General features: G+C 60.5%; 22 protein-coding genes, 1 pseudogene and 1 riboswitch. Of the genes and pseudogenes, 9 read left to right on the top strand and 14 right to left on the bottom strand.

Annotation, left to right across the window (positions count from 1 at the left end):
• Positions 1–67: 67 nt before the first annotated feature.
• The 4 genes from ribB to QE453_RS18015 all read right to left on the bottom strand — a co-directional run bounded on the left by ribB (position 68) and on the right by QE453_RS18015 (position 2,839).
• On the bottom strand, positions 68–709 hold the full coding sequence (ribB, locus tag QE453_RS18030; RefSeq protein WP_004442547.1) for a 3,4-dihydroxy-2-butanone-4-phosphate synthase: 642 nt from the start codon (positions 707–709) through the stop codon (positions 68–70).
• A 120-nt stretch (positions 710–829) separates the two neighbouring features.
• Positions 830–979: riboswitch (FMN riboswitch) on the bottom strand.
• Positions 980–1,138: 159 nt separating this feature from the next.
• Entirely contained in the window at positions 1,139–1,846 is a 708-nt protein-coding gene (locus QE453_RS18025; RefSeq protein ID WP_004442546.1) for a TIGR02281 family clan AA aspartic protease, read from the bottom strand.
• On the bottom strand, positions 1,843–2,034 hold the full coding sequence (locus QE453_RS18020) for a DUF1289 domain-containing protein (RefSeq protein WP_006697635.1): 192 nt from the start codon (positions 2,032–2,034) through the stop codon (positions 1,843–1,845). The genes QE453_RS18025 and QE453_RS18020 overlap by 4 nt, the downstream gene beginning before the upstream one ends.
• Before the next feature lie 19 nt (positions 2,035–2,053).
• Positions 2,054–2,839, bottom strand: coding sequence for an adenosylcobinamide-GDP ribazoletransferase (locus QE453_RS18015; RefSeq protein ID WP_045533812.1), 786 nt, complete (start codon positions 2,837–2,839; stop codon positions 2,054–2,056).
• 153 nt (positions 2,840–2,992) lie between these two features.
• Between QE453_RS18015 and cobT the strand changes: the two genes are divergently transcribed.
• Positions 2,993–4,027 carry a nicotinate-nucleotide--dimethylbenzimidazole phosphoribosyltransferase gene (cobT, locus tag QE453_RS18010; RefSeq protein ID WP_004442543.1) on the top strand — a complete coding sequence of 345 codons (1,035 nt, stop codon included), beginning with the start codon at positions 2,993–2,995 and terminating at the stop codon, positions 4,025–4,027.
• 8 nt (positions 4,028–4,035) lie between these two features.
• Positions 4,036–4,440 (top strand): diacylglycerol kinase, encoded by a 405-nt coding sequence (locus QE453_RS18005; RefSeq protein ID WP_004442540.1) that lies wholly within the window; start codon positions 4,036–4,038, stop codon positions 4,438–4,440.
• Between the two features lie 60 nt (positions 4,441–4,500).
• On the opposite strand, the gene pdhS2 is transcribed toward QE453_RS18005, so the two are convergent.
• On the bottom strand, positions 4,501–6,036 hold the full coding sequence (gene pdhS2 / locus QE453_RS18000; protein ID WP_035211364.1) for a two-component system sensor histidine kinase PdhS2: 1,536 nt from the start codon (positions 6,034–6,036) through the stop codon (positions 4,501–4,503).
• Positions 6,037–6,144: 108 nt separating this feature from the next.
• Here pdhS2 and QE453_RS17995 point away from each other — a divergent pair, with 108 nt between their 5' ends.
• From QE453_RS17995 to QE453_RS17980, 4 genes are all read left to right on the top strand, one after another.
• Entirely contained in the window at positions 6,145–6,735 is a 591-nt protein-coding gene (locus QE453_RS17995) for a thermonuclease family protein (protein WP_112554617.1), read from the top strand.
• A complete protein-coding gene (locus QE453_RS17990; protein WP_162749613.1) occupies positions 6,728–7,384 on the top strand; it encodes a uracil-DNA glycosylase family protein in 657 nt (218 codons plus the stop codon). The genes QE453_RS17995 and QE453_RS17990 overlap by 8 nt, the downstream gene beginning before the upstream one ends.
• 67 nt (positions 7,385–7,451) lie before the next feature.
• A complete protein-coding gene (locus QE453_RS17985) occupies positions 7,452–7,940 on the top strand; it encodes an Lrp/AsnC family transcriptional regulator (RefSeq protein WP_003507846.1) in 489 nt (162 codons plus the stop codon).
• A 285-nt stretch (positions 7,941–8,225) separates the two neighbouring features.
• Complete coding sequence (locus QE453_RS17980; protein WP_022556508.1) at positions 8,226–9,191, top strand: aliphatic sulfonate ABC transporter substrate-binding protein; 966 nt, start codon at positions 8,226–8,228, stop codon at positions 9,189–9,191.
• Between the two features lie 146 nt (positions 9,192–9,337).
• Here the strand turns inward: QE453_RS17980 and QE453_RS17975 are convergent, their stop codons facing one another.
• The 5 genes and pseudogenes from QE453_RS17975 to QE453_RS17955 form a co-directional block, all read right to left on the bottom strand.
• The gene (locus tag QE453_RS17975) at positions 9,338–10,162 is read right to left on the bottom strand and encodes a class I SAM-dependent methyltransferase (RefSeq protein ID WP_006697640.1); all 825 of its coding nucleotides are present in this window, start codon (positions 10,160–10,162) and stop codon (positions 9,338–9,340) included.
• 84 nt (positions 10,163–10,246) lie between these two features.
• The gene (locus tag QE453_RS17970) at positions 10,247–10,513 is read right to left on the bottom strand and encodes an usg protein (protein WP_004442513.1); all 267 of its coding nucleotides are present in this window, start codon (positions 10,511–10,513) and stop codon (positions 10,247–10,249) included.
• 169 nt (positions 10,514–10,682) lie between these two features.
• Positions 10,683–11,514 (bottom strand): annotated as a pseudogene (locus QE453_RS17965) (ABC transporter permease).
• Positions 11,511–12,314 carry an ABC transporter permease gene (locus QE453_RS17960; RefSeq protein ID WP_022556506.1) on the bottom strand — a complete coding sequence of 268 codons (804 nt, stop codon included), beginning with the start codon at positions 12,312–12,314 and terminating at the stop codon, positions 11,511–11,513. Before QE453_RS17960 ends, QE453_RS17965 begins: the two are co-directional and overlap by 4 nt.
• Before the next feature lie 112 nt (positions 12,315–12,426).
• Positions 12,427–13,200, bottom strand: coding sequence for an ABC transporter substrate-binding protein (locus QE453_RS17955; RefSeq protein ID WP_004442506.1), 774 nt, complete (start codon positions 13,198–13,200; stop codon positions 12,427–12,429).
• Between the two features lie 347 nt (positions 13,201–13,547).
• Here QE453_RS17955 and QE453_RS17950 point away from each other — a divergent pair, with 347 nt between their 5' ends.
• Positions 13,548–15,746: an OmpA family protein gene (locus tag QE453_RS17950; RefSeq protein WP_309777610.1), complete on the top strand. Its 2,199-nt coding sequence runs from the start codon at positions 13,548–13,550 to the stop codon at positions 15,744–15,746.
• Between the two features lie 286 nt (positions 15,747–16,032).
• On the opposite strand, the gene QE453_RS17945 is transcribed toward QE453_RS17950, so the two are convergent.
• Positions 16,033–16,956 carry a pseudouridine-5'-phosphate glycosidase gene (locus QE453_RS17945; RefSeq protein ID WP_004442502.1) on the bottom strand — a complete coding sequence of 308 codons (924 nt, stop codon included), beginning with the start codon at positions 16,954–16,956 and terminating at the stop codon, positions 16,033–16,035.
• A gap of 28 nt (positions 16,957–16,984) precedes the next feature.
• A complete protein-coding gene (locus QE453_RS17940; RefSeq protein ID WP_112635826.1) occupies positions 16,985–17,926 on the bottom strand; it encodes a carbohydrate kinase family protein in 942 nt (313 codons plus the stop codon).
• A 246-nt stretch (positions 17,927–18,172) separates the two neighbouring features.
• Here QE453_RS17940 and recA point away from each other — a divergent pair, with 246 nt between their 5' ends.
• On the top strand, positions 18,173–19,261 hold the full coding sequence (gene recA / locus QE453_RS17935) for a recombinase RecA (protein ID WP_004442498.1): 1,089 nt from the start codon (positions 18,173–18,175) through the stop codon (positions 19,259–19,261).
• Between the two features lie 15 nt (positions 19,262–19,276).
• Here recA and QE453_RS17930 read toward each other — a convergent pair whose 3' ends face one another.
• Positions 19,277–19,429, bottom strand: a complete 153-nt coding sequence (locus tag QE453_RS17930) for a hypothetical protein (RefSeq protein ID WP_278066845.1) — start codon at positions 19,427–19,429, stop codon at positions 19,277–19,279.
• Positions 19,430–19,496: 67 nt separating this feature from the next.
• On the opposite strand from QE453_RS17930, the gene alaS reads away from it, so the two are divergent.
• Positions 19,497–22,160 carry an alanine--tRNA ligase gene (alaS, locus tag QE453_RS17925; protein ID WP_309777609.1) on the top strand — a complete coding sequence of 888 codons (2,664 nt, stop codon included), beginning with the start codon at positions 19,497–19,499 and terminating at the stop codon, positions 22,158–22,160.
• Between the two features lie 204 nt (positions 22,161–22,364).
• Here alaS and QE453_RS17920 read toward each other — a convergent pair whose 3' ends face one another.
• On the bottom strand, positions 22,365–22,991 hold the full coding sequence (locus QE453_RS17920; RefSeq protein ID WP_004442494.1) for a glutathione S-transferase family protein: 627 nt from the start codon (positions 22,989–22,991) through the stop codon (positions 22,365–22,367).
• Positions 22,992–23,171: the final 180 nt, after the last annotated feature.

Genomic DNA, 23,171 nt, shown 5'->3' with positions numbered 1-23,171 from the left:
TTCTTGAAAATTGGACGCCCGGTCTGCGCCGGGCGTTCTCGTATTCAAAGCACAACGCGAGCGCAGGTCAGGCGACCTGCTTCTGCGCCACTTCCTCGACAACCTCACCCTCGAGATAGGAAACGAGGTCCTTGATCGTCACGACCAGCAGGCCGTGGCGCTCGGCGAAGACTTCGAGCTGGGGCAGGCGGGCCATGGTGCCGTCGTCATTGGCGATTTCGCATATCGTGCCGGAGGGGAACTTCCCGGCGAGACGGCAGAGATCAACGGCGGCTTCGGTATGGCCCGTGCGTCCGAGGACGCCCTGCGGGTTGGCGCGCAGCGGGAAGATATGGCCCGGGCGAGCGAAATCTTCGGGGCGCGAGCCTTCCGATACCAGCGCGCGCACGGTCTTTGCGCGGTCGGCGGCGGAAATGCCCGTCGTGGTGCCAGGAATGTAATCCACCGACACGGTGAAGGCCGTCTTGAGGGATTCGGTATTGCGCGACACCATCAGCGGAATGTCTAGCGCGTCGAGGCGCTCTCCGGGCATGGCCACGCAGATCAGCCCGCGTGCATGGTTCATCATGAAGGCGATCTGCTGGGGAGTGATGCTGTCGGAGGCGGCGATGATATCGCCTTCGTTTTCGCGATCTTCGTCGTCAACCACAATCACCATCTCGCCGCGGGAAATGGCGTTAATGGCGTCTTCAATTCTGGCAACTGTCATTCTATTTCAAGCCTTTCAAGGGTTATGCCGTTTTGCGGCATTTTCGCGCTTCGAGAAGCGCCAAATATCCCTTGGGCGAACAATGCAATACGAAGCCCGCTAACGCGCAGGCGTCCCATGCCTTGTCCTCTTTCATCCGGACTATACCGTCGGCTCCGGCCTCTCACCGGATCTGCTGACCTTCCGGCTTTGGAAACCGGAAGCGCTCGCGGGCTCCGGGAAAGTCCCGATACCGCCGGTGGGGAATTGCGCCCCGCCCTGAGAACAGCAACAACTTAAATTATCAAATGCGAGGGAATCAAGGGGCAATGGCCCGCCGCAGCCGTTGCGCGTGAAAAGAATATCCCGATTGCAGACGCGAAGAGGAATTTCCTTTCCGGTACCAGGACGTGAGAAAACTCCCCGAAATGAATCTCGAGGGGGCAGTGCTCACCGATCCCGCAACCGCAATTCGTCGGTCTGCATCTGCAGCGAACCAAGCGTTGACAAAAAGCTCATGCCAAGCAGGCTCTGGCCCAATTGGCCATCCTGGGCGACGAGGGCGGGGATGTTGCGTCGTACGATCGGGCCAATGCTGATTTCCGACAGCGTGACGGGTGCTGCTGCCGTGCGGCCATTGGCGGTCATTACCGGTACGGTATAGCGAAGATTTGTGGTGTCGATGCCGATTGCGGTCGCATCCGCATTTGCGAGCACCACGGAGCTGGCGCCTGTATCGACCAGCATGTGGATCGTCCTGCCCTCAATCCCGACATTCGCTTCGAAGTGGCCGCTCATGGATTTGTGCAGCACGATTTCCTGCTCGCCTGCCGATGTTGTCACCACGACGGCGCGGCCGGGCATCAGACCGCCGAGCAGCCGGTCGCCGAAGGATTGCAGGTCGTAGCGATAGAGATAGAGCGAGACGAGGCCGAGGATGATGACGAGCCAGACGGCGAGCTGCCGGATGACGGTGCCGAAGTTGCCGCGTCTTCCCGCCAGAATGCCGGCCGACAGCAGCCCTGCGATGGGCAGAAGATAAAGGACCTGGGCAAACTGATCATTATCGATGCCGAGCGTTCGGCCACCATTATGATTAACGACGAGCAGGCCAAGGCCGACGGCCAGCAGAAGGAGAACGATGGTCAGTCTGTTCATGCGGTATGTGTCTCCTTGGCGGACTCGGACAGATTTGCCAATCTTTGCGGCAGCGCGCGCATGATCAAGCGGCGCGTCTCGTCGCTATAACCCGTCCAGCCGCCGATTTCATCCAGCGTGCGGCCGCAGCCGATGCAGAGAGTGTGGGTCGTGTCGAGGCGACAGATCTGGACGCAGGGTGTTTCCATGGTGATTTATATCAGGCCCTCATGCCGCAAGGGCAAGTGCGACGAGAATCACGATCTCCGTGATCTGCTGGCAAGCCCCAATGGTATCCCCGGTATGGCCGCCAATCTTCCTCTCGCACAGCCTGCCGAACAGCATGGCCGCGATGACCGCCACCGCCAGCACAAGCGCGATCTCAAACAGTGGCAGCGCGTGCAGCGTGAACAATATGAAGAGAAGAAGCCCGGCGGCCAGCGCGATGTTGCGTTCGCTTTCTCCGGGCTGGCCGGCATTGACGGCGATGCCGGAGGTCTTGGCGGCGGGCAGGGACTGCCAGTGCCACACCATCAGCGCGCGGCTCGTGACAAGCGCTGCAATCAGGCAGGCGGCAGCGGTTTTGCCCGGCAGGGTTTCGATCAGTGAGGCGAGTGCAGTGGCGCGGAGCGCGAAGGAAAGAACCATGGCAATGGTGCCATAACTGCCGATACGGCTGTCCTTCATGATTTCAAGCATACGAGACTTGTCCCTGCCGCTGCCGAAGCCATCGGCCGTGTCGGCAAGCCCGTCCTCATGCAGCGCGCCTGTCATGAGCGCCGTCAGGCCGATGGCGAGCCACCCGGTGAGCTGCGGAGAGGCATCGAAGCGCGCAAACACGACAACCAGGAAAGCGGCGGGCAGGGCGATCAGCAGTCCCGCGGCGGGGAAGGCGCGGGCTGCCCGGTCCATCGACACGCCCGAGTCGCCTTCGAAGAATCGCGAAGGGACGGGCAGGCGGCTCAGAAAGGCGAGGGAATGCATGACATCTGTTATAAAATCCCGGGCCTTCATGCTCTCTCCGTTGCAGTCGCTGCATTTCCGGTTGTTCCGCGGCGCATCCGCTATTATGAGAGGCGCAACAAAGACCGATTTGCCGGAAAACACAAGTTTCCGGACGCATGAGCCGATGCGAAAGCCAGACCGGCTATGAGAGAGACTGATATCATGAGCATGAGCGGATTGCCCTTCGATGATTTCCGCGCGCTGCTGCGCGAGCTTCCCGGCCCGGACACGCACGCGCTTGTTGCGGCGAAGGAGCGCAATGCGCAGCTGACGAAACCTGCCGGTTCGCTCGGCCGTCTCGAAGAAATCGCCATGTGGCTTGCCGCCTGGTCCGGCCGTTCGCCTGCCGTCAACCGTCCGCTGGTGGCAATCTTCGCCGGCAATCACGGCGTGACCCGCCACGGCATCACGCCCTATCCGACGTCTGTGACCCAGCAGATGGTGGAAAATTTTGCCGCCGGTGGCGCGGCGATCAACCAGATCTGCGTGGCCAATGATCTCGGCCTGAAGATTTTCGATCTGGCGCTGGATTACCCGACCGGCGATATCACCTGTGAACCGGCGCTTTCGGAGCGTGACTGCGCCGCCACCATGGCCTTCGGCATGGAGGCGATCGCCGGCGGCACCGATCTTCTCTGCGTCGGTGAAATGGGCATCGGCAACACCACGATAGCGGCTGCGATCAATCTTGCGCTTTATGGCGGTACGGCGGAAGAGTGGACCGGTCCGGGCACCGGTTCGGAAGGTGACGTCATGGCCCGCAAGATTGCGGCGGTGAAGGCGGCGGTAGAGTTCCACAAGGACCACCTGTCCGATCCGCTGGAAATCATGCGTCGTCTCGGCGGACGCGAAATCGCGGCGATTGCAGGTGCCATTCTTGCTGCGCGCGTGCAACGCATTCCCGTGTTGATAGATGGTTATGTGGCAACGGCCGCCGCGGCGCTGCTGAAGGCTGCCAATTCCTCCGCGCTCGATCATTGCCTTATCGGCCATGTCTCGGGTGAGCCCGGCCATCTGGCAGCCATCGAAAAGCTTGGCAAGACGCCGCTTCTGGCGCTTGGAATGCGTCTTGGCGAAGGCACCGGTGCGGCCCTTGCCGCCGGCATCGTCAAGGCCGCCGCCGCCTGCCATTCCGGCATGGCGACGTTTGAGGCAGCGGGTGTCGACACACGCATCACCGCGCCCACCAATCATTGAGGCTGAAGATGGACGCGACGCCGCACATGCCACCGCCAGAACCGGTCTTTCGTAAAGAAAAGGGCTGGCGGCATCTGTTCGCTGCCGCGCGCTATTCCCTGCAGGGGCTCGGCCGGCTCTGGCAGGAAGCTGCCTTTCGTCACGAAGTTCTTGCCTTCTGCGTCGGGCTTGGCCTGCTTCTGGTCGTGGGCGCGCCGTTTGCGCATCTTCTCGTTTTCACGGTGTTGATGCTGCTTTTATTCTCGGTGGAAGCGCTCAATACCGCCATCGAGGAACTGGTGGACCGCATTTCGCCGGAAATTTCCTCCGTGGGCCGGCACGCCAAGGATCTCGGCTCCTTTGCCGTCTTCTGCCTGCTGATGGCGAACGGATTTTTCGTGCTGTATTCGCTGGTGACGACGCTGTTCTTCTGAGGTTGCCAGCTTCAAGGCATTTCCAGGTGGAAAGCCGGGCGACGCCTTCCTGTGGGCGCCTTAAGCGAAGGACCGTCGGCGTGGCTGGATGGCATGGGTTTCTTCGACCGCCGGCAGGCTCTGGAGCACGCGTTTCGCGGGCAGGATGGCGATGCCTTCCGTGCCCTCACGCAGTTTGGATTTCAGAATGAACTGGCCGTCATGCTTGGCGAGGATGGCCTGAACGATGGGCAGGCCAAGGCCTGTTCCCTGCTCGGCGCTCTTGATCGCGATTGATCCCTGACCGAAGGCTGACAGCACCACCGGAATTTCCTCCTCTGGAATGCCTGGGCCATTGTCCCTGATCGACACATATTGGCCGCCGCCGGCCGTCCAGCCCGCCTTTACGAGAATTTCTCCACCCTGCGGGGTGAACTTGACGGCGTTGGACAGCAGGTTGAGGACGACCTGGCGGATCGATTTTTCGTCCGCCCAGACCTGCGGCAGGCTGTTTTCAAACTGCTGGGAGATCCTGATGTTCTTGGCGCGGGCGCGAAGCTGGATCATGCCGATGCAATCTTCGGCGATTTCCAGCATCGAGATCGCTTCTTCGTTCAGGTCATAACGGCCCGCCTCGATGCGCGACAGGTCGAGGATTTCGTTGATGAGATCGAGCAGATGCTGGCCGGAGCGGTGGATATCGCCGGAATATTCCTTGTAGAGCGGATTGTTGAGCGGCCCCAGCACCTCCGAGGACATGACCTCGGAGAAGCCGAGAATGGCGTTGAGGGGCGTGCGCAGCTCGTGCGACATGGAGGCGAGAAAGCGCGACTTGGCCAGATTGGCCTCTTCCGCGCGACGCCGCGCCTCGTCGGAAACCGAATTGGCGACTTCGAGCTCGGCGATCAGGTCGTCCTTTTCCGTCTGCGAGGAGAGGAGCTTGATGCTGGTCTGGTAAAGCCGGCTGGTGATGCGGTGGCAGAACAGGATCGCCATGCCGAACATCAGCGCAAGACCGACATCGAATGGATCGCGCGAGAAGACAGAGGTGACGCACAGAGCCGCCAGCACCGGCAGGAAAGTCATGAAGGTTGCCCGCCGCAGCATGAAATTGGCCGTGGCGGTGAGCGAGAGCGCGATCAGCAGCGTCGAGCCCTTGAAGAAAAGCACGAGCGTCGGGTCATTACGCGTTGGCTCCGCCAGCGCGAACATCGCCCAGATGCAGCCGATGACGATCTGCATTCCGAGAAAAAGATTTTTCCAGTGCAGGAGGTTTTCGGCGGTGATTTCCTGTTTTGCAGCCCGTTTGGCGAGCATCAGCGAAATGGCGTGGAAACTCAATGCAGCCAGCGACCAGATGATGAGGCTGATATCGCGGGTTATGTAAACGCCGATGATGGAGGCAAGCACGATGAAAAGCGGCATGATCATCGCGCCCTGCAGGGTCTCGGCGATGTGCATGGTCAGCATCTCGCGTTCATAGGCGTCGCTTGCGCCTGCACCTTGCTGCAAGCGTTCACGCGTCGTCTTCACCGCGTCGAAAACCGCCTTGTTGCGATGTTTTTTCGAGCGGTCGACGATGATCTTGTCGGTGGACGTGCTGACGCTTTTACTCATTGTTACAACGCAGGGTGACATGAACCCTTGCAGACTACGCCCAAAATCTTAAGAAGATGCTGCCGTGAAAGGATTTGTTTGCCATCTCTGACAAGGGTTTGTTGTTACATGAGACGAAATGGAGGCAGGCGCGGGGGTTTTTCCGCAGTCCGCGACGGCGGCCTGTTCCTTGCTACGGTTTTTCTAGGGGTTCTGATTGCCGCCAAGCTCGATCATATCAACAGCGAAACCTATGGCGGCCGCTTCTTCGTGATTGATGGCGACACGCTCTCCAAGGGCAAGGAACGTTTCCGGCTGCTGGGCATCGATGCGCCGGAGCTTGCGCAGACATGTCTGCGCGGGGGCGAAAGCTGGCCATGTGGCGAGGAGGCGCGCCGTGTGCTGCAACGGCTGGCCGCCGCGGATTTCTCCTGCTCCGGCAGTTCCAGAGATCGATACGGGCGACTGCTCGTCTATTGTTCCGCCGGCGGCAGGGATGTTTCGTCAGACATGGTGTCGGCCGGTTTTGCCGTCGCGTCGGGATATTTCCAGTTTTCAGGCGAGCAGGAAGCCGCGCGCAGGCAGGCGCTCGGCATCTGGGCGGGAGAATTCGAAAAGCCCTCGCAGTGGCGGAGGGATCACCGTGCCGCGGATATGGAAACGCCGGCGGCGGGTTTCCTCACCATCGTCCGCCATCTTCTGGGGTGGGATCATGGCTGAAGGAGAGAGGGTTGGGCCAGTGCATGATGATGGGCTGGACGGGCTGCGCGGTGAGATTGCCCGCTGTCGTCTCTGTCGCGACATGCCGCTCAAGGGAATGGCTGACCGCCTGCCGCATGAACCCCGGCCGGTGGTCGTCATGTCGGCAAGACCACGCATTCTGATTGCCGGGCAGGCGCCAGGGCTGCGCGTGCATGAAACGGGCCTGCCATTCAACGATGCTTCCGGCGACAGGCTGCGCCAGTGGCTGAATGTCGACCGGGAGACATTTTACGATCCGGATCGTTTCGCCATCGTTCCCATGGGGTTCTGTTTTCCCGGTTATGATGACAAGGGAAGCGACCTGCCGCCACGGCGGGAATGTGCGCCGCACTGGCGCACGCGGGTCATGGCGGCGATGCCGCAGGTGGAGCTGATCCTCGCGATCGGCCAATATGCCCAGGCTTTTCACCTGGGTGAAAGACGATGCAAAACCATGACCGAAACGGTGCAAAACTGGCGCAGCTATCTTCACGCCAATTCCGGCCCCGGCATTCTTCCTTTGCCGCATCCGAGCTGGCGCAACACGGGGTGGCTGAAAAAGAACCCATGGTTTACGGAGGAGCTGTTGCCGGTTCTGCGAGAATATGTGGAAATGCGGCTTTGGTGAAACAATTTTCTGTTTTTCCGCAAAAATTAGTGTATTGAAAGGAAATTAATTCAGGAGGGTAGACGCATTGGATCGCCTAGACCGTAAGATTTTGCGCATTCTGCAAGAGGATTCCACGCTGGCTGTTGCCGATCTGGCGAAGAAGGTCGGCCTTTCCACGACGCCCTGTTGGCGGCGTATCCAGAAGATGGAAGAAGACGGCGTCATCCGCCGGCGTGTGGCCCTGCTCGATCCGGTCAAGGTCAATACCAAGGTCACGGTTTTCGTCTCCATCCGCACCGCCTCCCATTCCATCGAATGGCTGAAGCGCTTCTCCGAAGTGGTTTCCGAATTCCCGGAGGTTGTCGAATTCTACCGTATGAGCGGTGATGTCGACTATCTGCTGCGCGTGGTCGTGCCCGATATCGCCGCCTATGACGCTTTCTACAAGCGGATGATCGCCAAGATCGAAATCCGCGACGTCTCCTCCGCCTTTGCGATGGAGCAGATCAAATATACGACGGAACTGCCGCTCGATTACATGCTGCTGGATAATCCTAAATCCGGCGAAGAGTGATCCGTCGCTGGTCAGTTTTTGATCGACGCCCTTTCCGGCCGCCGGGGAGGGCGTTTTAATTCGTGGGTGGTTTTTTGGGCGCCGGTCGGGCCTGCCAGGGCTGATACTGTCGGAAGGTCCGTCCGGTAGCTGCCGCAGAGGCACGACAATTCTATTTCGCCGGTAACGGCAAATTCGCACATTCAATTCTCTCAACGCCGTCTGCGCGCAAACCAGGATTTTGATAAAATCGCTCGAATATCTACGCTTTTACTGTCGAAGGATGGAATAGCGAGGGATATCCATATGCTGACACGACGCGGAACATTGGGATTGATTGCAGGTGCGACCGGGGCGGTGTTTCTGCCGCATATCCGGCGCGCGAGCGCCGCAACCACGACGTTGCGGATTGGCTGGCAGAAGAATGGCGTGATAGCGCTCGCGAAGAGCCAGGGCGCGCTCGAAGCGCTGCTGAAGGATCGCGGCATCGAGGTCAAGTGGTCTGAATTTTCCTCCGGGCCGCCGCTTCTTGAAGCGCTGGGTGCCGGTGCGCTGGATATCGGCCCGACCGGCGATGTGCCGCCGCTTTTCGCGCAAGCCGCCGGCGGCAATCTGCGTTATGTTGGCACCTACAAGGCGGCGGCAGGCGGATCAGCGATCCTCGTGCAGAAGGATTCGCCGCTGAAGACGCTCCAAGACCTGAAGGGCAAAAAGGTCGCCTTCAAGCGCGGCTCCAGCGCCCATAACGTCACTGTGAAGGCGTTGCGAAAGGCGGGGCTGACCTTGGCAGACATCACGCCCGTCGATCTTGCCCCGCCGGATGCGGCGGCCGCTTTCCGTAGCGGCAGCATCGACGCCTGGTCGATCTGGGATCCGTATTTTGCGGTGGCGGAAAAGGAGCCGACGACGCGTGTTCTCTCGACAGCCGAAGGTATCGTCGATCCGTGGAGCTACTTCCTCGCCAATGGCGATTTTGTTGAAAGCAATCCCGATCTCGTGCCGCTGATCCTCAAGGAACTGGCGAATGTGGGTGCGAAAGCGCAGACCAACATCGACGCGACAGCCAAATCGCTTTCGGCCATCACCGGTGTTCCCGAGGATGTCACCAAGGTCTCGCTGACGCGGCCGGGCGCCGATCTCGGGCGGGTGTCACTGGTTCCGGATGAGGCCATTGCCTATCAGCAGGCGCTTGCCGACGAGTTCTACGATCTGAAAATCGTGCCGAAGAAACTCAAGGTGACGGATATCGTCTGGCGTCCTAAGGCGAGTTGATGGGTGAGAAAGGTGAGTCTCTTCAACCTGCTGGCGGGTGTTTCTCAGAGGTTGATTCACGCCGTTGGTGTTAAATGTGAGGCGATTGGATGCCGCTTCTTTCTTCTCCCCGGCGGGGAGAAGAAATCTGCCTCAAGGTCAATGCATCAGCCCTTGAGCTTCGCAATCACCAGATGACCGGGTGTCGGATTGCCGTCCTGCATGCGCACATTGATGTCGGTCACTTCAACCACCTCGAAACCGGTCGCCGCCAGTCTTTCGCGGACATAGGTTTCGGCATGGGCGAAACGCTGGTGCGGGCCGACCATGTAGGGGCGCCCGGCCATGATTTCTTCGGGCAGGGTCTCCGACGAGAAGATCAGCAGGCCGCCGGCATTGAGGTTTTCGGCGGCGCCGAAAAACAGCGGTTCCAGCGCGCCGAGATAGGGCAACACATCGGTGGCGGTGATGATGTCAAAGGGCTCGTCGTCATTGTCCTCAAGGAAATCCTCAACTTCGGCGACATAGAGCGTCTCGTAGAGGTCCTTCTCATGAGCGATTTCGACCATGTTTTCGGAAATATCGATGCCGGTGATGTCGTCAGCCATATCGCGCAGCGCTTCACCGGTGAGGCCGGTGCCACAGCCGAGATCGAGCAGGCGTTTGAAAGGGCCGAGATTGAGCGTCTGCAGCCGCTGGCGAACCATCATCGGCACGGCGTAACCCAGCTGCTCGACAAGAATGTCCTCGAAGGCTTCGGCATGCTGGTCGAACAGGGTTTCGACATAGGCGTCGGGCGCTTTGGACGGCTGTTCGCCCCGGCCCATGGCGGCGATGCGCACGGCTGCGCCACCGTGATCATCGGGATCGATGGCGAGGACCTCCTCATAGGCCTTCACCGCCGCGTCCACATCACCGGCCTTTTCAAGCGCGAGTGCGCGGTTATAGGCCTCGGCGAGCGCCTCTTCGTCGATCTTCTGGTTCTTGGTCATCGTGCCTTATCCGTCAGCGTCTTCAATTGACGTTTGCTGTAAGCCGCATCGGGGACCGGCGCAATGTTTATGTGGCGTGAGGGCTTAGTGGAGGATGAACTCCCCTTTGAGCGCGCGCCATTCCTGCGCCGAGATAACCTGCCGGTGCACATAGCGGACGGAGTGCAGGGGGCCGTCGAGCTTTTCCTGCCAGAACTTGAGGAAGCCGTGCATTTCAGGAAAATCGGGGGCCAGATCGTAATTCTGCCAGACATAGGTCTGGAGAACCAGAGGATGGTCTGGCAGGCGGTAGAATATCTGGGCGGTGGTGAGGCCGTAGCCTCGCAGCATCATTTCCATGTCCTTGTTCATGGTGGCGGTTCCCATATCGATGATGACCGATCACAGCGTTGCCGCTGTATCTTAGATGGGAACACGGCAGGGTTAACCCAACCTTGCCAAAAGAATGGATGCGTCACAAATTTGTTATATTTTTCAAAGTGTTGGCAGTACTCATTGATGAGTGCTGCCAACGTTGGGCTCAGCGCTTGAGGTGACGGGTCAAGCGGGCCTCCAGCCAGGCCCAGACGTGGCGCAGCGTCTCGACGATCGCAAGGTAAAAGATCGCAGCCCAGAGATAGGCCTGATAATCGAAGGTGCGGGAAAAGGCGTAACGGGTCTGGCCCATCAGGTCGAAGACGGTGACGATGGAGACCACCGCCGAACCCTTGATCATCAGGATGATCTCGTTGCCATAGGGGCGCAAAGCGACGATCAGCGCCTGCGGCAGTATAATCTTTCGGAAGGTGATGAACTTGGAAATACCGAGCGACGCCGCCCCTTCGTGCTGGCCGCGCGGCACGCTCTGGATCGCCCCGCGCAGGATCTCCGCCTGATAGGCGGCGGTGTTGAGCGTCAGCGACAGGAGGCCACAATACCAGGCTTCGCGGAAGAACCACCAGAGATCGACGGCTTCCAGCGCCGGGCGGGAAGCTGCCGAGACCGTAATAGATCAGGAAAAGCTGCGCCAGCAGCGGCGTGCTGCGGAAGACATAGACGTAGGCATAAGCGAGCGCGCCAATGACGCGATTTTCAGACATGCGGGCAAAGGCGATGGGCACGGACAGGATGGCGCCGAGAATGATCGAGCTGCCGACCAGCGTGATTGTGGTGATGAGGCCATCGATATAACGGGGCCCATACCGTTCAAATTTGTCCCAATCCCAACCCTCGATCATCGCAAATAACAGCCCGGCGGCGAGAAGCAGCCAGAGCGTAATGACAGCGATGCCGACGACACGGGAGATGTTCAGCGGTTTGTCCGCAACGATGGGCGCTGGGCGTGGCGGAATGAGTTCCTTGATATGGCTCATCGTCTGGCCTCCGACTTGCGCGACCAGCGATCTATGAAACCGATGCCGATGGATGAGAGGAGCGCGAGAATGAGGTAAAGCAGGCAGGCGATGCCGTAGAAAAAGAAAGCTTCCTTGCTGACGCGGGCGGCAATGCCGGTCTGGCGGATGATATCGGCAAGGCCGATGATCGATACGTAGGACGTGTCTTTCAGCAGGATGACCCACAGGTTGGTCATGCCGGGAAGGGCGATCCGCACCAGCTGCGGAATGATGATGAGCACCATGGTGCGGCTGCGGGAAAGTCCGAGTGCGTCACCCGCCTCATATTGCCCCTTCGGTATGGCCTTGAAGGCCGAGAGAAGCACCTCAGACGCATAGGATGAAAACACCACCGAAAGCGCCACCATGCCGGCAACGAAGGCGTTGATTTCGATGGGGCCGGTAATGCCGATGTAACCTGCCACGGATTGCAGCAGCATCTGGATGCCATAATAGACGATGAAGAGCGTCAGCAGTTCGGGTAGGCCACGAAAGATGGTGGTATAGATTCCGGCGGCCAGCCGAAGCGATTTTTCTTCCGATTGCGCGGCGAGCGCGATCAGGAAGCCGATCAATAGCCCGACTGGCAGGGTGGCAAGCGCCAGCGAGATCGTGACCTTGACGCCGAAAGCGATTTCATCGCCCCAGCCCGCATCGCCGCAGGCGACGAGAGTGCCGTTTCCGAAAAGCGAGAAGAGACCGACCGGCCCGCAGAAGGGATCGAGAAGTGTCGAGACATAGGTCCAGAACGCACCTATGGCGGAAAATGCTCCGCTCATGCCAATTTTCCCCTGCGGTCTTAAGCCGCCGTGATTGTTATGGTGACGTTTTCAAACAAAAATGGCGGAAGGGCAAGCCTTCCGCCACGAGATTTCAACAGATCGAACCGGCTTACTCGCCGTAAACGTCGAAATCGAAGTATTTTTTGTTGATCTCCTGGTACTTGCCGCTGGCGCGGATGCCGGCAATGGCAGCCGTGAACTTGTCGGCCAGCGCCGTGTCGCCCTTGCGAACGGCAATGCCTGCGCCGTTGCCGTTGATGTCGACGTCGACCTTGAGCGGTGTCAGGATCTTGCAGCACTTGCCGGCATCGGTCTTCAGCCATTCCGACAGCACGACGATATCGTCGATGACGGCGTCGATACGGCCATTGGCGATGTCCAGCTTATATTCGTCTGCGGTCGGATACATCTTCACGTCGGAATCCGGGAAGTGTTTTTCAGCGTAGTTGGAGTGGGTGGTGGAGCCCTGTGCGCCGAGCGACTTGCCCTTGAGATCGTCGAGGGACTTGATCGGCGAATCCTTCGGCACGGCGATCGCCGGCGGCGTGTTGTAATATTTCTTGGAGAAGTCGACCTTCTGGAGACGTTCCGGGGTGATCGACATGGACGCGATGATGGCGTCGAACTTCTTGGCCTGAAGGGCGGGGATGATGCCGTCCCAGTCATTGGTGACGAAGGTGCACTCGGCCTTCATTTGTTCGCACAGCGCCTTGGCGATGTCGATATCGAAGCCGGTCAGCGTGCCGTCGGCTTCGAGATTGTTGAAGGGCGGGTAGGCGCCTTCGGTGCCGATGACAATCTTGTCCTGCGCGAGAGCCGCGCCGGAAAAGAGCGAGATGGCGGCGATCGATACGGCTGCGAGCAGACGGGTGGAAATAGGCATTTCGATCCTCTCTTTTGGTCGTTCATCCGCGGTCTGTTGTTGTTTTCAGTGCGGACGCCATGGGCGCCAAGGCGCGGCAGGACGGAGGATACCGCCTGTGGCCTTCAGCGCGGATGTGATTATTCATCCGCTTGGTCAAAAAATGCAACTGCAATATTAGCGACCTTCTTTGTGCCGCAGAGCCTCCACGAAAAGGCCTTGATCTGTTCATTTCCGGTACAGAAGGCTTTGGTCATCATGGGAACCGGAGCGTGTGTAAGGCGTTGAACAGCGCCTGCGTGCCAAGCCGGGCCCACGACGTCGCGTCATTCGCGACCCATAAAATGACGGCAGATGAGGAAGCACTGATGCTGAAAAAGAAAAACACATTGCTGACCGGGGTGGTTTTTCCACTCATGTCTCTCGCGATCGCGGTTGAGCCAGCAGCGGCAGGCTTTGCCGGCGCGGCCCGCGCCCAGGCGCCTGTTTCTCAAACCGCGCCCGGCCAGATAATCCTGGCGCAGGCGGAGCCGGCGCAGGAAAACCCCGAAGAAGAACTGAAGAAGAAGCGTCAGCGCGCCGAAGAGGCGCAACCTGCCGAACCGAAGCGTGAAGAGCGCGCACCGGAGCCCCAGCGCGAGCCGGAGCCCAAGCGCGAAGCGCCGCCGGAACCACAGCAGCGTGAGGCCCGCCCGGAGCCTGCGCCGGCCGAGCAGCCGCAGGAGCGTCCCCGCAAGCCTGAACGGGCGCAGGAGCCGCAGGGCGAGGGTGAACAGCGCCCGGCTCGTAAGCGTGAGGCCGCGCCTGAAGCTGCGCCTGCCGAACAGCAGCCGAAGGAACGTCCGCGCAACCCGGAACGGGCCGAGCAGCCTGCAGGCGAGGGCGAACAGCGTCCCGAGCGTCCCCGTAAGGAGCGTGCGAAAGAGCCTGCGGCCGAACAGGAGCCAGCAGCTCGCCCTGAAAATGCCGAGCAGCCGGCCAAGCCCCGTGAGCCGGCACCCGCCAAAAAACCGGCAGTAGAGGAAAAGGCCCCGGAACAGAAAGCCGAACCGGCCGAAAGAGCCGTTCCCGAGAAAAAGCCTGCCGCTCCCGAGCCCGCCGCGAAGGAAGCACCTGTTCCGACAGAAGCGCCGACGCCCGCGCGCCCACCGGCACCCGAGGCCCAGCCAAACCCTGCACCTGGCCGCCAGCCTTCCGAACAGCCGCCGGTAGAAGGTCAGGGTAGAACGGAACCCGCAGCCCCGCTGCCAGGCGCGCCGACCCCGCCGCCGAGCGGTGCGACGACCGGGCAGGCGCCTGCCGGCGAACCAGTGCCGAACCAGGTTGCCGTTCCGCAGACGGAAGCCCCGCCGATGACGAAGGAGGAGCTGGACAAGGCCAAGGCGATCGCCAAGGACCCGTCCAAGACGGCCGACACCGTCATCCTGCCGGTCGACAAGGGTGCTGCCGTTCTCGACAGCGACAAGGAAGTGGAGCGCTCCGGCAACCGCCAGACCCGCGAGGAACGCCGTCGTGAACGCGAACAGGCCGGCGACTTCAAGGTCCCGACCTCCGACGCCGAGGCGCAGCGCGCCGGTGCTGCTGAAGGCAAGGCTCCGCCGCCACCCGTAAAGCTGGAAGCCATCACTTCCCAGCAGGGCGAGCGCATCGACCGCCGCCCGCAATATGAGCGGCCGGACGGTGTACGCGAATGGCAGCCGCGCGAGGGTCGCCCGCGTGATCGCGATGGCGATGCGCCGATCATCCTGCAATTCGGTGACCGCGTCGTCGTTCGTGGCGATGACAACCAGCGCTTCATCCGCGATGGCGGCGAGCCCTATTACGAGCGCCTGCAGGGCGGCCGTGTCCGCGAAACCGTGGAGCGCCGGGATGGCACGCAGGTCGTGACGATCCGCAACCGTTATGGCGACGTGATCCAGCGTTCGCGCATTGACAATCGCGGCCGCGAATATGTGCTGTTCTACGCACCGGAGCTGATGGAGGATCCGGACCGCGATTACGTTTATCGCGACCCCGGTCTCGATCTTCCGCCCATGCGTCTGCGCATTCCCGTGACGGACTACATCATCGACACGTCGAGCGATCCGGATCGCGATTATTACCGCTTCCTGGAACAGCCGCCTGTCGAGCCGGTGGAACGTGTCTATTCGCTGGATGAAGTGCGCTATTCGGCTCGTATCCGTGACAAGGTGCGCCGTATCGACCTCGATACGATCACCTTCGCGACCGGCAGCGCTGAAATCCCGATGGCGCAGGCTCGCTCCTTGCGCAAGGTGGCCGACGCAATCAACAAGGCGCTGGAAAAGAACCCGGCGGAAACCTTCCTCATCGAAGGCCATACCGATGCCGTCGGTTCGGATGAAAGCAACCTCGTACTGTCTGACGAGCGCGCTGCCTCCGTCGCCAACGTGCTGACCGACGTCTACGGCATCCCGCCGGAAAACCTCGCGACGCAGGGTTATGGCGAGCGTTACCTGAAGGTCCAGACACTCGGCCCGGAACAGCAGAACCGCCGCGTCACCATCCGCCGCGTGACGCCGCTGGTGAAGCCGGTCGCTCAGAACTGATCGGGTTCAAATAGAAAAACAAGGCCCGGAAGCGAAAGCTCTCCGGGCCTTTTTTATTGCTTACGATGTCCCCAGCGCCGAGGCGTTTGGCAGAACTTGATCATCCGCAATCCGTCACCCCGGACCAGATCCGGGGTCCAGCGTGATCAAGTCCTTGATCACGAAAGACTCTTTCAAGGCGCAGACGCGCCGTGGCTGGATGCCGGATCTAGTCCGGCATGACGGAGGTGAGGTTTTCGAACCCTGGCGTCACCCGCAAGCTTGAGGATGATCCCAACCCCGACGGTTAGCTCAGCGCCACCGCAATCTCAGCCGCTAATTGCGCGTTGTTGCGAACCAGCGCGATATTGGTTTCGAGGCTGCGACCATCCGTCAGGCGGAAAATGTCACCCAGCAGATACGGCGTGACCGCCTTGCCGGTCACTTCATCACGCTCGGCATGCGAGATGGCGCGATTGATGTAGATTTCCATTTCCTCGCGCGGAATTTCGTCAGCTTCCGGCACGGGATTGGCCACCAGCATGCCGCCATCGATACCGAGCTGTTCGCGGGTTACCTGGAAGTTGGCGATTGCGGCCGGGCTGTTGAGCGAAAGCGGGCTCGGCAGGCCGGAGGAACGCGACCAGAAAGCCGGGAATTCTTCCGAACCGAAGGTGACGACCGGTACGCCGTTGGTTTCGAGGACTTCAAGCGTCTTCGGAATATCGAGAATGGCTTTCGCGCCAGCGCAGACGACGATGACGCCCGTCTTGGCAAGCTCGGTCAGATCAGCGGAGATGTCGAAGGTCTCTTCCGCACCCTTGTGCACGCCGCCAATGCCGCCGGTCGCGAAAACGCGGATACCGGCGCGGGCAGCGGCAATCATGGTGGCGGCAACCGTCGTCGCGCCCGTGCGGCGCTCGGCGATCGCAAAGGCGATATCGGCGCGCGAGACCTTCATGGCATCCGTGGTCTGGGCGAGGGCCTCGAGCTGATCCTTCTCAAGGCCAATATGCAGGGTGCCGTGAATGACGGCGATGGTGGCCGGAACCGCGCCCTGATCACGGATGATCTGCTCGACGCTTTCCGCCATCTCGATATTGCCGGGGTAGGGCATGCCATGGGTGATGATGGTCGATTCAAGCGCGACGATCGGCGCACCGCGCTGCTTGGCGGCGGCGACTTCCTGAGAATAGACGATGGGCAGGAGAGGGGAGATGGGGCGGGTCATTTACATTGTTCCAGTTCTTAAAAGCGGTTCATGCCAGTATTTCAGCCTGGGGAACAAGCCCCAACATGGCTTCGACACTGTCTTTTGATAGGTCGTGCGCGGTGGCAAAGGGCGATTGCACGGTGATTGCAGCTGCCGCAGCGCCCCGTCTCAGGGCTTCGGCAATCGTCTTTCCTTCGGCAATGGCGGCGAGGTAGCCAGACGCCATGGCGTCGCCCGCACCGGTTACATCCTTCACTTCGCGGATGAGGGGCGGGTGGAGGATTGCTTTTTCATTTCCGTCGAAGGCCACGACTTCGCTTGCGCCGCGGGTGACGACGCCGCCGGAAAGCCCGGCCTTGCGCAGGATATCCGGCCAGTCACGAACGTCAGCGGCCGTCTCGCCGGTGAGCGCGCGCGCTTCCGCCTCGTTCATGAAGAGGATGTCGATGTCGGCCAGCGCCGCTTTCAGCTTCACGGCCTTGGCCGGCGAAATGGCTATGGCCGCCAGCGGCTTTTCGCAGGCGCGGGCCACGAGGCCAAGTGCAGCCAGCGTGTCCTCGGGCAGGTTGGCGTCGCAGAGCAGGATATCGCTTGCGGTGATGGCCTCCCGGACGGCGCGGACCTTGAGCCGGCGCGGCGTGAAGAGCTTGTAGAGGTCCATGTCGGCAAGCGCGATGACGAGGTTGCCGTCACGCTCCAGAATGGCGGTGTAGCTCGGTGTGCGCCGGTCGAGGAAGGTGAACGGCGTGTCCTCCACGCCAGCCTGTCGTGCAGCCTCCGCAACGGCTTCTCCCGTCACGTCGCCGCCCCGCGGGGCGATGATCCTGACTTGAAAGCCGAGCCGGGAGAGATTGCGTGCAGCATTGAAACCGCCGCCGCCCGCCTCTTCCATCCAGGAGCCGGGGTTGCTGGCGCCCGGCGCCGTTTCAGTCTCGATCATGCCGCGCCGGTCGATATGCGCGCCGCCCAGAACGAGTATTTTCTTCACGCTTGCGTTTCCCTCTCTGGCGGATGGTAAGGCCGGACGATTCGGCCTAAACTGACGTCTTTCTGACCTCGCCTCCGGTTTGCGGCAAGGGGCCGCGCACAGAAAAACGAAAGCAGAACAAACGACTTATCACTATTTGTTTTCAATATGCTGGCTCAGCCTTGTTAAATGAGAACAAATAGAGTACATACCGTTCCCATACTGCTACATTGCCTGTGCGGCTTCAATAACCTAAAGGTGGTTCGGATGGCACAAAATTCTTTGCGTCTCGTAGAGGATAAATCGGTGGATAAAAGCAAGGCACTGGAAGCGGCGCTCTCCCAGATCGAACGGTCGTTCGGCAAGGGATCGATCATGAAGCTCGGTTCCAATGAAAATGTGGTTGAGGTGGAGACCGTTTCGACGGGTTCGCTCAGCCTGGATATCGCGCTCGGCATCGGCGGACTGCCGAAGGGGCGCATCATTGAAATTTACGGTCCGGAAAGCTCGGGTAAAACGACGCTGGCGCTGCAGACCATTGCGGAAGCCCAGAAGAAGGGCGGCATCTGCGCCTTCGTTGACGCCGAACATGCGCTTGATCCGGTCTATGCGCGCAAGCTTGGCGTGGATCTGCAGAGCCTGCTGATCTCGCAGCCGGATACGGGCGAGCAGGCGCTTGAGATCACCGATACGCTGGTGCGCTCCGGAGCGGTCGACGTGCTCGTGGTCGACTCCGTTGCGGCGCTGACGCCGCGGGCGGAAATTGAAGGTGAGATGGGCGACAGCCTGCCGGGTCTTCAGGCGCGTCTGATGAGCCAGGCGCTGCGCAAGCTGACCGCTTCGATCTCCAAGTCGAAGTGCATGGTCATCTTCATCAATCAGATCCGCATGAAGATCGGCGTCATGTTCGGTTCGCCGGAAACGACGACCGGCGGTAATGCGCTCAAGTTCTATGCTTCCGTTCGCCTCGACATCCGCCGTATCGGCGCTGTCAAGGAACGCGAAGAGGTTGTCGGCAACCAGACCCGCGTCAAGGTCGTCAAGAACAAGATGGCGCCGCCTTTCAAGCAGGTGGAATTCGACATCATGTATGGCGAAGGCGTTTCCAAGACCGGTGAGCTTGTCGACCTCGGCGTAAAAGCCGGTATCGTTGAAAAGTCGGGTGCCTGGTTCTCCTATAACAGCCAGCGTCTGGGGCAGGGGCGTGAAAACGCCAAGACCTTCCTGCGCGATAACCCCGATACGGCAAACGAGATCGAGCTGGCGCTGCGCCAGAACGCCGGCCTGATTGCGGATCGTTTCCTGCAGAATGGCGGTCCTGATTCCGGCGATGACGGCGACGGTGACGAAGGCTGATCCTGCCGTCGAGCTTCAGGCATCCGTTGCCGGATCGCCTGTCTCGATGTGAATCGAATTGAACGAAACGGGCCGTGCGATTTCTGTCGTGTGGCCCTTTTTCTTTGTCGGTACGCCTTCGCCGGTCTCCATGGCTGGACAGGGCAGGATGCGGACGATAAAAGCCATTGATTTTGCAATATAGCCATCATTTCCGATGGCGGTGATGGACTCCAGCTGTGAGCGGTGTGTGGGCATGAGCGGTGTAAATGAAATTCGGTCGACCTTCCTCGACTACTTCAAGAAGAACGGACACGAGATTGTGCCTTCCAGCCCGCTGGTGCCGCGCAACGATCCGACACTGATGTTCACCAATGCCGGCATGGTGCAGTTCAAGAACGTCTTCACCGGTCTGGAAACCCGTCCTTATTCTACTGCGGCATCCGCGCAGAAATGCGTGCGCGCTGGTGGCAAGCATAATGACCTCGACAATGTCGGTTATACCGCCCGTCACCACACCTTCTTCGAAATGCTCGGCAACTTCTCCTTTGGCGATTATTTCAAGGAAGAGGCGATAACCCACGCCTGGAACCTGATCACCAGGGAATTCGGCATCGACCGCAATCGCCTGCTGGTCACGGTTTATCACACCGACGACGAGGCCTTTAACCTCTGGAAGAAGATCGCCGGTTTCTCCGACGACCGCATCATCCGTATCCCGACCAGCGACAATTTCTGGGCGATGGGCGATACCGGTCCCTGCGGTCCCTGTTCCGAAATCTTCTACGACCATGGCGATCATATCTGGGGCGGCCCGCCCGGCTCGCCGGAAGAGGATGGCGACCGGTTCATCGAAATCTGGAACCTCGTCTTCATGCAATATGAGCAGGTGACGAAGGAAGAGCGCATCGACCTGCCGCGTCCGTCGATCGATACCGGCATGGGTCTGGAGCGTATCTCTGCGCTGCTGCAGGGCAAGCACGACAATTATGATACGGACCTGTTCCGCGCGCTGATCGCCGCTTCCGTAGAAGCGACAGGCGTTCCGGCTGAGGGTGAAAAGCGCGCCAGCCACCGCGTCATCGCCGACCACCTGCGCTCGTCTGCGTTCCTGATCGCCGATGGCGTGCTGCCGTCCAATGAAGGCCGCGGTTATGTTCTGCGCCGCATCATGCGTCGCGCCATGCGCCATGCCGAACTGCTCGGCGCGCGCGAGCCGCTGATCTACAAGCTGCTGCCGTCGCTGGTGCAGCAGATGGGCCGTGCCTATCCGGAACTGGTCCGCGCCGAAGCGCTGATCTCCGAAACCCTGAAGCTTGAGGAAACCCGTTTCCGCAAGACGCTGGAACGCGGCCTGTCGCTGCTGTCGGATGCCACCTCGACCCTGCACAAGGGCGACATGCTGGATGGCGAGACCGCTTTCAAGCTTTACGACACCTATGGTTTCCCGCTCGACCTGACGCAGGACGCGCTGCGTGCCCGCGAAATCGGCGTCGATATTTCCGGCTTCACGGATGCCATGGAGCGCCAGAAGGCGGAAGCCCGCTCGCATTGGGCCGGTTCCGGCGACAAGGCCACCGAAACGATCTGGTTCGAACTCAAGGAAAAACTCGGCGCTACCGAGTTCCTCGGTTACGACACGGAAACCGCCGAGGGCGTCGTGCAGGCCATCGTCAAGGATGGTAAGGCCGTCGAAAGCGCTGTGGATGGTGAGACCGTGCAGGTCGTGGTCAACCAGACGCCGTTTTATGGCGAGTCCGGCGGCCAGATGGGCGATACCGGCGTAATCTCCGGCGATAATGGCGCTTTTGCCGTTTCCGACACCCAGAAGCGCGGCGAAGGCCTCTTCGTTCATATGGGCACCGTCTCCAAGGGCGGCCTCAAAGTGGGCGATGCCGTTCAGTTGACGGTCGATCATGACCGCCGCTCGCGTCTGCGCGCCAATCACTCCGCCACCCATTTGCTGCATGAGGCGCTGCGCGAAGTGCTCGGCACCCATGTCGCGCAGAAGGGTTCGCTGGTCGCGCCCGAGCGCCTGCGCTTTGACGTTTCACATCCGAAGCCGATGTCGGCCGAGGAGCTGAAGGTCGTTGAAGACATGGCCAACGAAATCGTGTTGCAGAACTCGCCTGTCGTCACCCGCCTGATGAGCGTCGATGACGCCATTGCCGAGGGCGCGATGGCGCTGTTCGGCGAAAAATACGGTGACGAGGTTCGTGTCGTCTCCATGGGCACCGGCTTGCATGGCTCGAAAGCCAACCGTCCTTATTCCGTCGAGCTTTGCGGCGGTACGCATGTGGCTGCGACCGGCCAGATCGGTCTCATCCGCATCCTCGGTGAAAGCGCCGTCGGTGCCGGTGTGCGCCGTCTCGAGGCCGTAACCGGCCAGGGCGCGCTTGCCTATCTCGCCGAACAGGACGAGCGGGTAAAGGCGCTCGCCTCGTCGCTGAAGGTTCAGCCGGGCGATGTTCTTTCGCGCGTTGAAGGCCTGCTGGACGAGCGCAAGAAGCTGGAGCGTGAGCTCGCCGATGCCCGCCGGAAGCTCGCCATGGGCGGCGGTTCGGCGGATGCCGGCGCAAGCGACGTCAAGCAGGTCGCGGGCGTCAACTTCCTGGCAAAATCCATTGCTGGTATCGATGCCAAGGATCTGAAGGGGCTCGCCGACGAGGCCAAGGCCAATCTCGGTTCTGGCGTCGTGCTGCTGATCGCCGTTTCCGAGGATGGCAAGGCAAGCGCTGTCGCCGCCGTGACGGAAGATCTGACGTCCCGTTTCAGCGCCGTCGATATCGTCCGCACTGCTTCCGCCGCACTTGGCGGCAAGGGCGGCGGCGGCCGACCGGACATGGCGCAGGCAGGTGGTCCTGATGGCGCCAAGGCGCAGGAGGCCATCGAAGCGGTTGCCGCGGCCTTGGCGGCCTGATCGACAGAAAAGAGAAGGCGGGATTTTGGCCCGCCTTTTTCTTGTGAATTTCCGTTTGTGGATGGTTCAGGGACTATTCTGCGCTGGGCAGCGCCAAGCCTGCTGTAGCATTTCCAGCCGAAACGTGTTCGCTTCGGCGCCGGACAATGCGGTAAAAACAAACACTAGAGCATTTCCGGTGATCCTGTGATCACCGGAAATGCTCTAGTCCGTCGCTTTCATATCCTTCGCCGCTTCCTCATCGAGCTGCGCGGCCCGCTTGAAGGCCGGGCGCTCGGTCAGATGCGCCAAGTAGTCGATGAAGGCCGGGCGTTTTTCAATCGTGCCGAATTGCAGGCCCCAGCCAACATGGGCGCCGACATAGACATCGGCGGCGGTAAAGAGATCGCCGGCGATGAAGCGGTTTTCGCTGACGGCCCGTTCCAGCGTGTTCATCACATCCGCATAGCTGCCGCAGCCGGCCATACGCAATTTTTCCTTCGGCACTTCAAAACCCATTGCCTTCATGCTCGCCGCCATTTCCAGCGGGCCTGCGGCAAAGAACATCCAGCGGTAATAAAGCCCGCGTGACTTGGGTGTGGGCGCTAGGTTCGCACCGGGAAAGGCGTCAGCCAGATAGGCGCAGATCGCAGCGGCCTCGGTGACGATGGTATCGCCATGTTTGATGGCGGGCACCTTGGCCATCGGATTGATCAGCCGATAGGCGGGCGATTTCATCGAGGTTTCGAAACGAAGTATCTCGGTTCGATAGGGAACGCCCACTTCTTCGAGCATCCACCGCGCGATACGCCCGCGCGACATGGGGTTGGTGTAAAAGATCAGTTCACTCATGCTCTTTTGCCTCCCCAAGCAAAATCGTCGAAGCATCATGGGAAAACCGATGCGGATTTCGCGCCTGCGCTTCGCATTTTTAAAGTTCGCAACATCCTTCGCGTGTTCCCTAAGATCGCGCCGATGCTCCGATGAACGTTTGACTGTGCCGGGCAAGTTATGTGCAAGTAGATGCTGTTT

It is taken from the genome of Agrobacterium sp. SORGH_AS_0440 (assembly GCF_031453135.1).
GTDB classification, from domain to species: Bacteria; Pseudomonadota; Alphaproteobacteria; order Rhizobiales; family Rhizobiaceae; genus Agrobacterium; species Agrobacterium pusense.
This window is presented reverse-complemented; position numbering and strand designations above follow the sequence as displayed.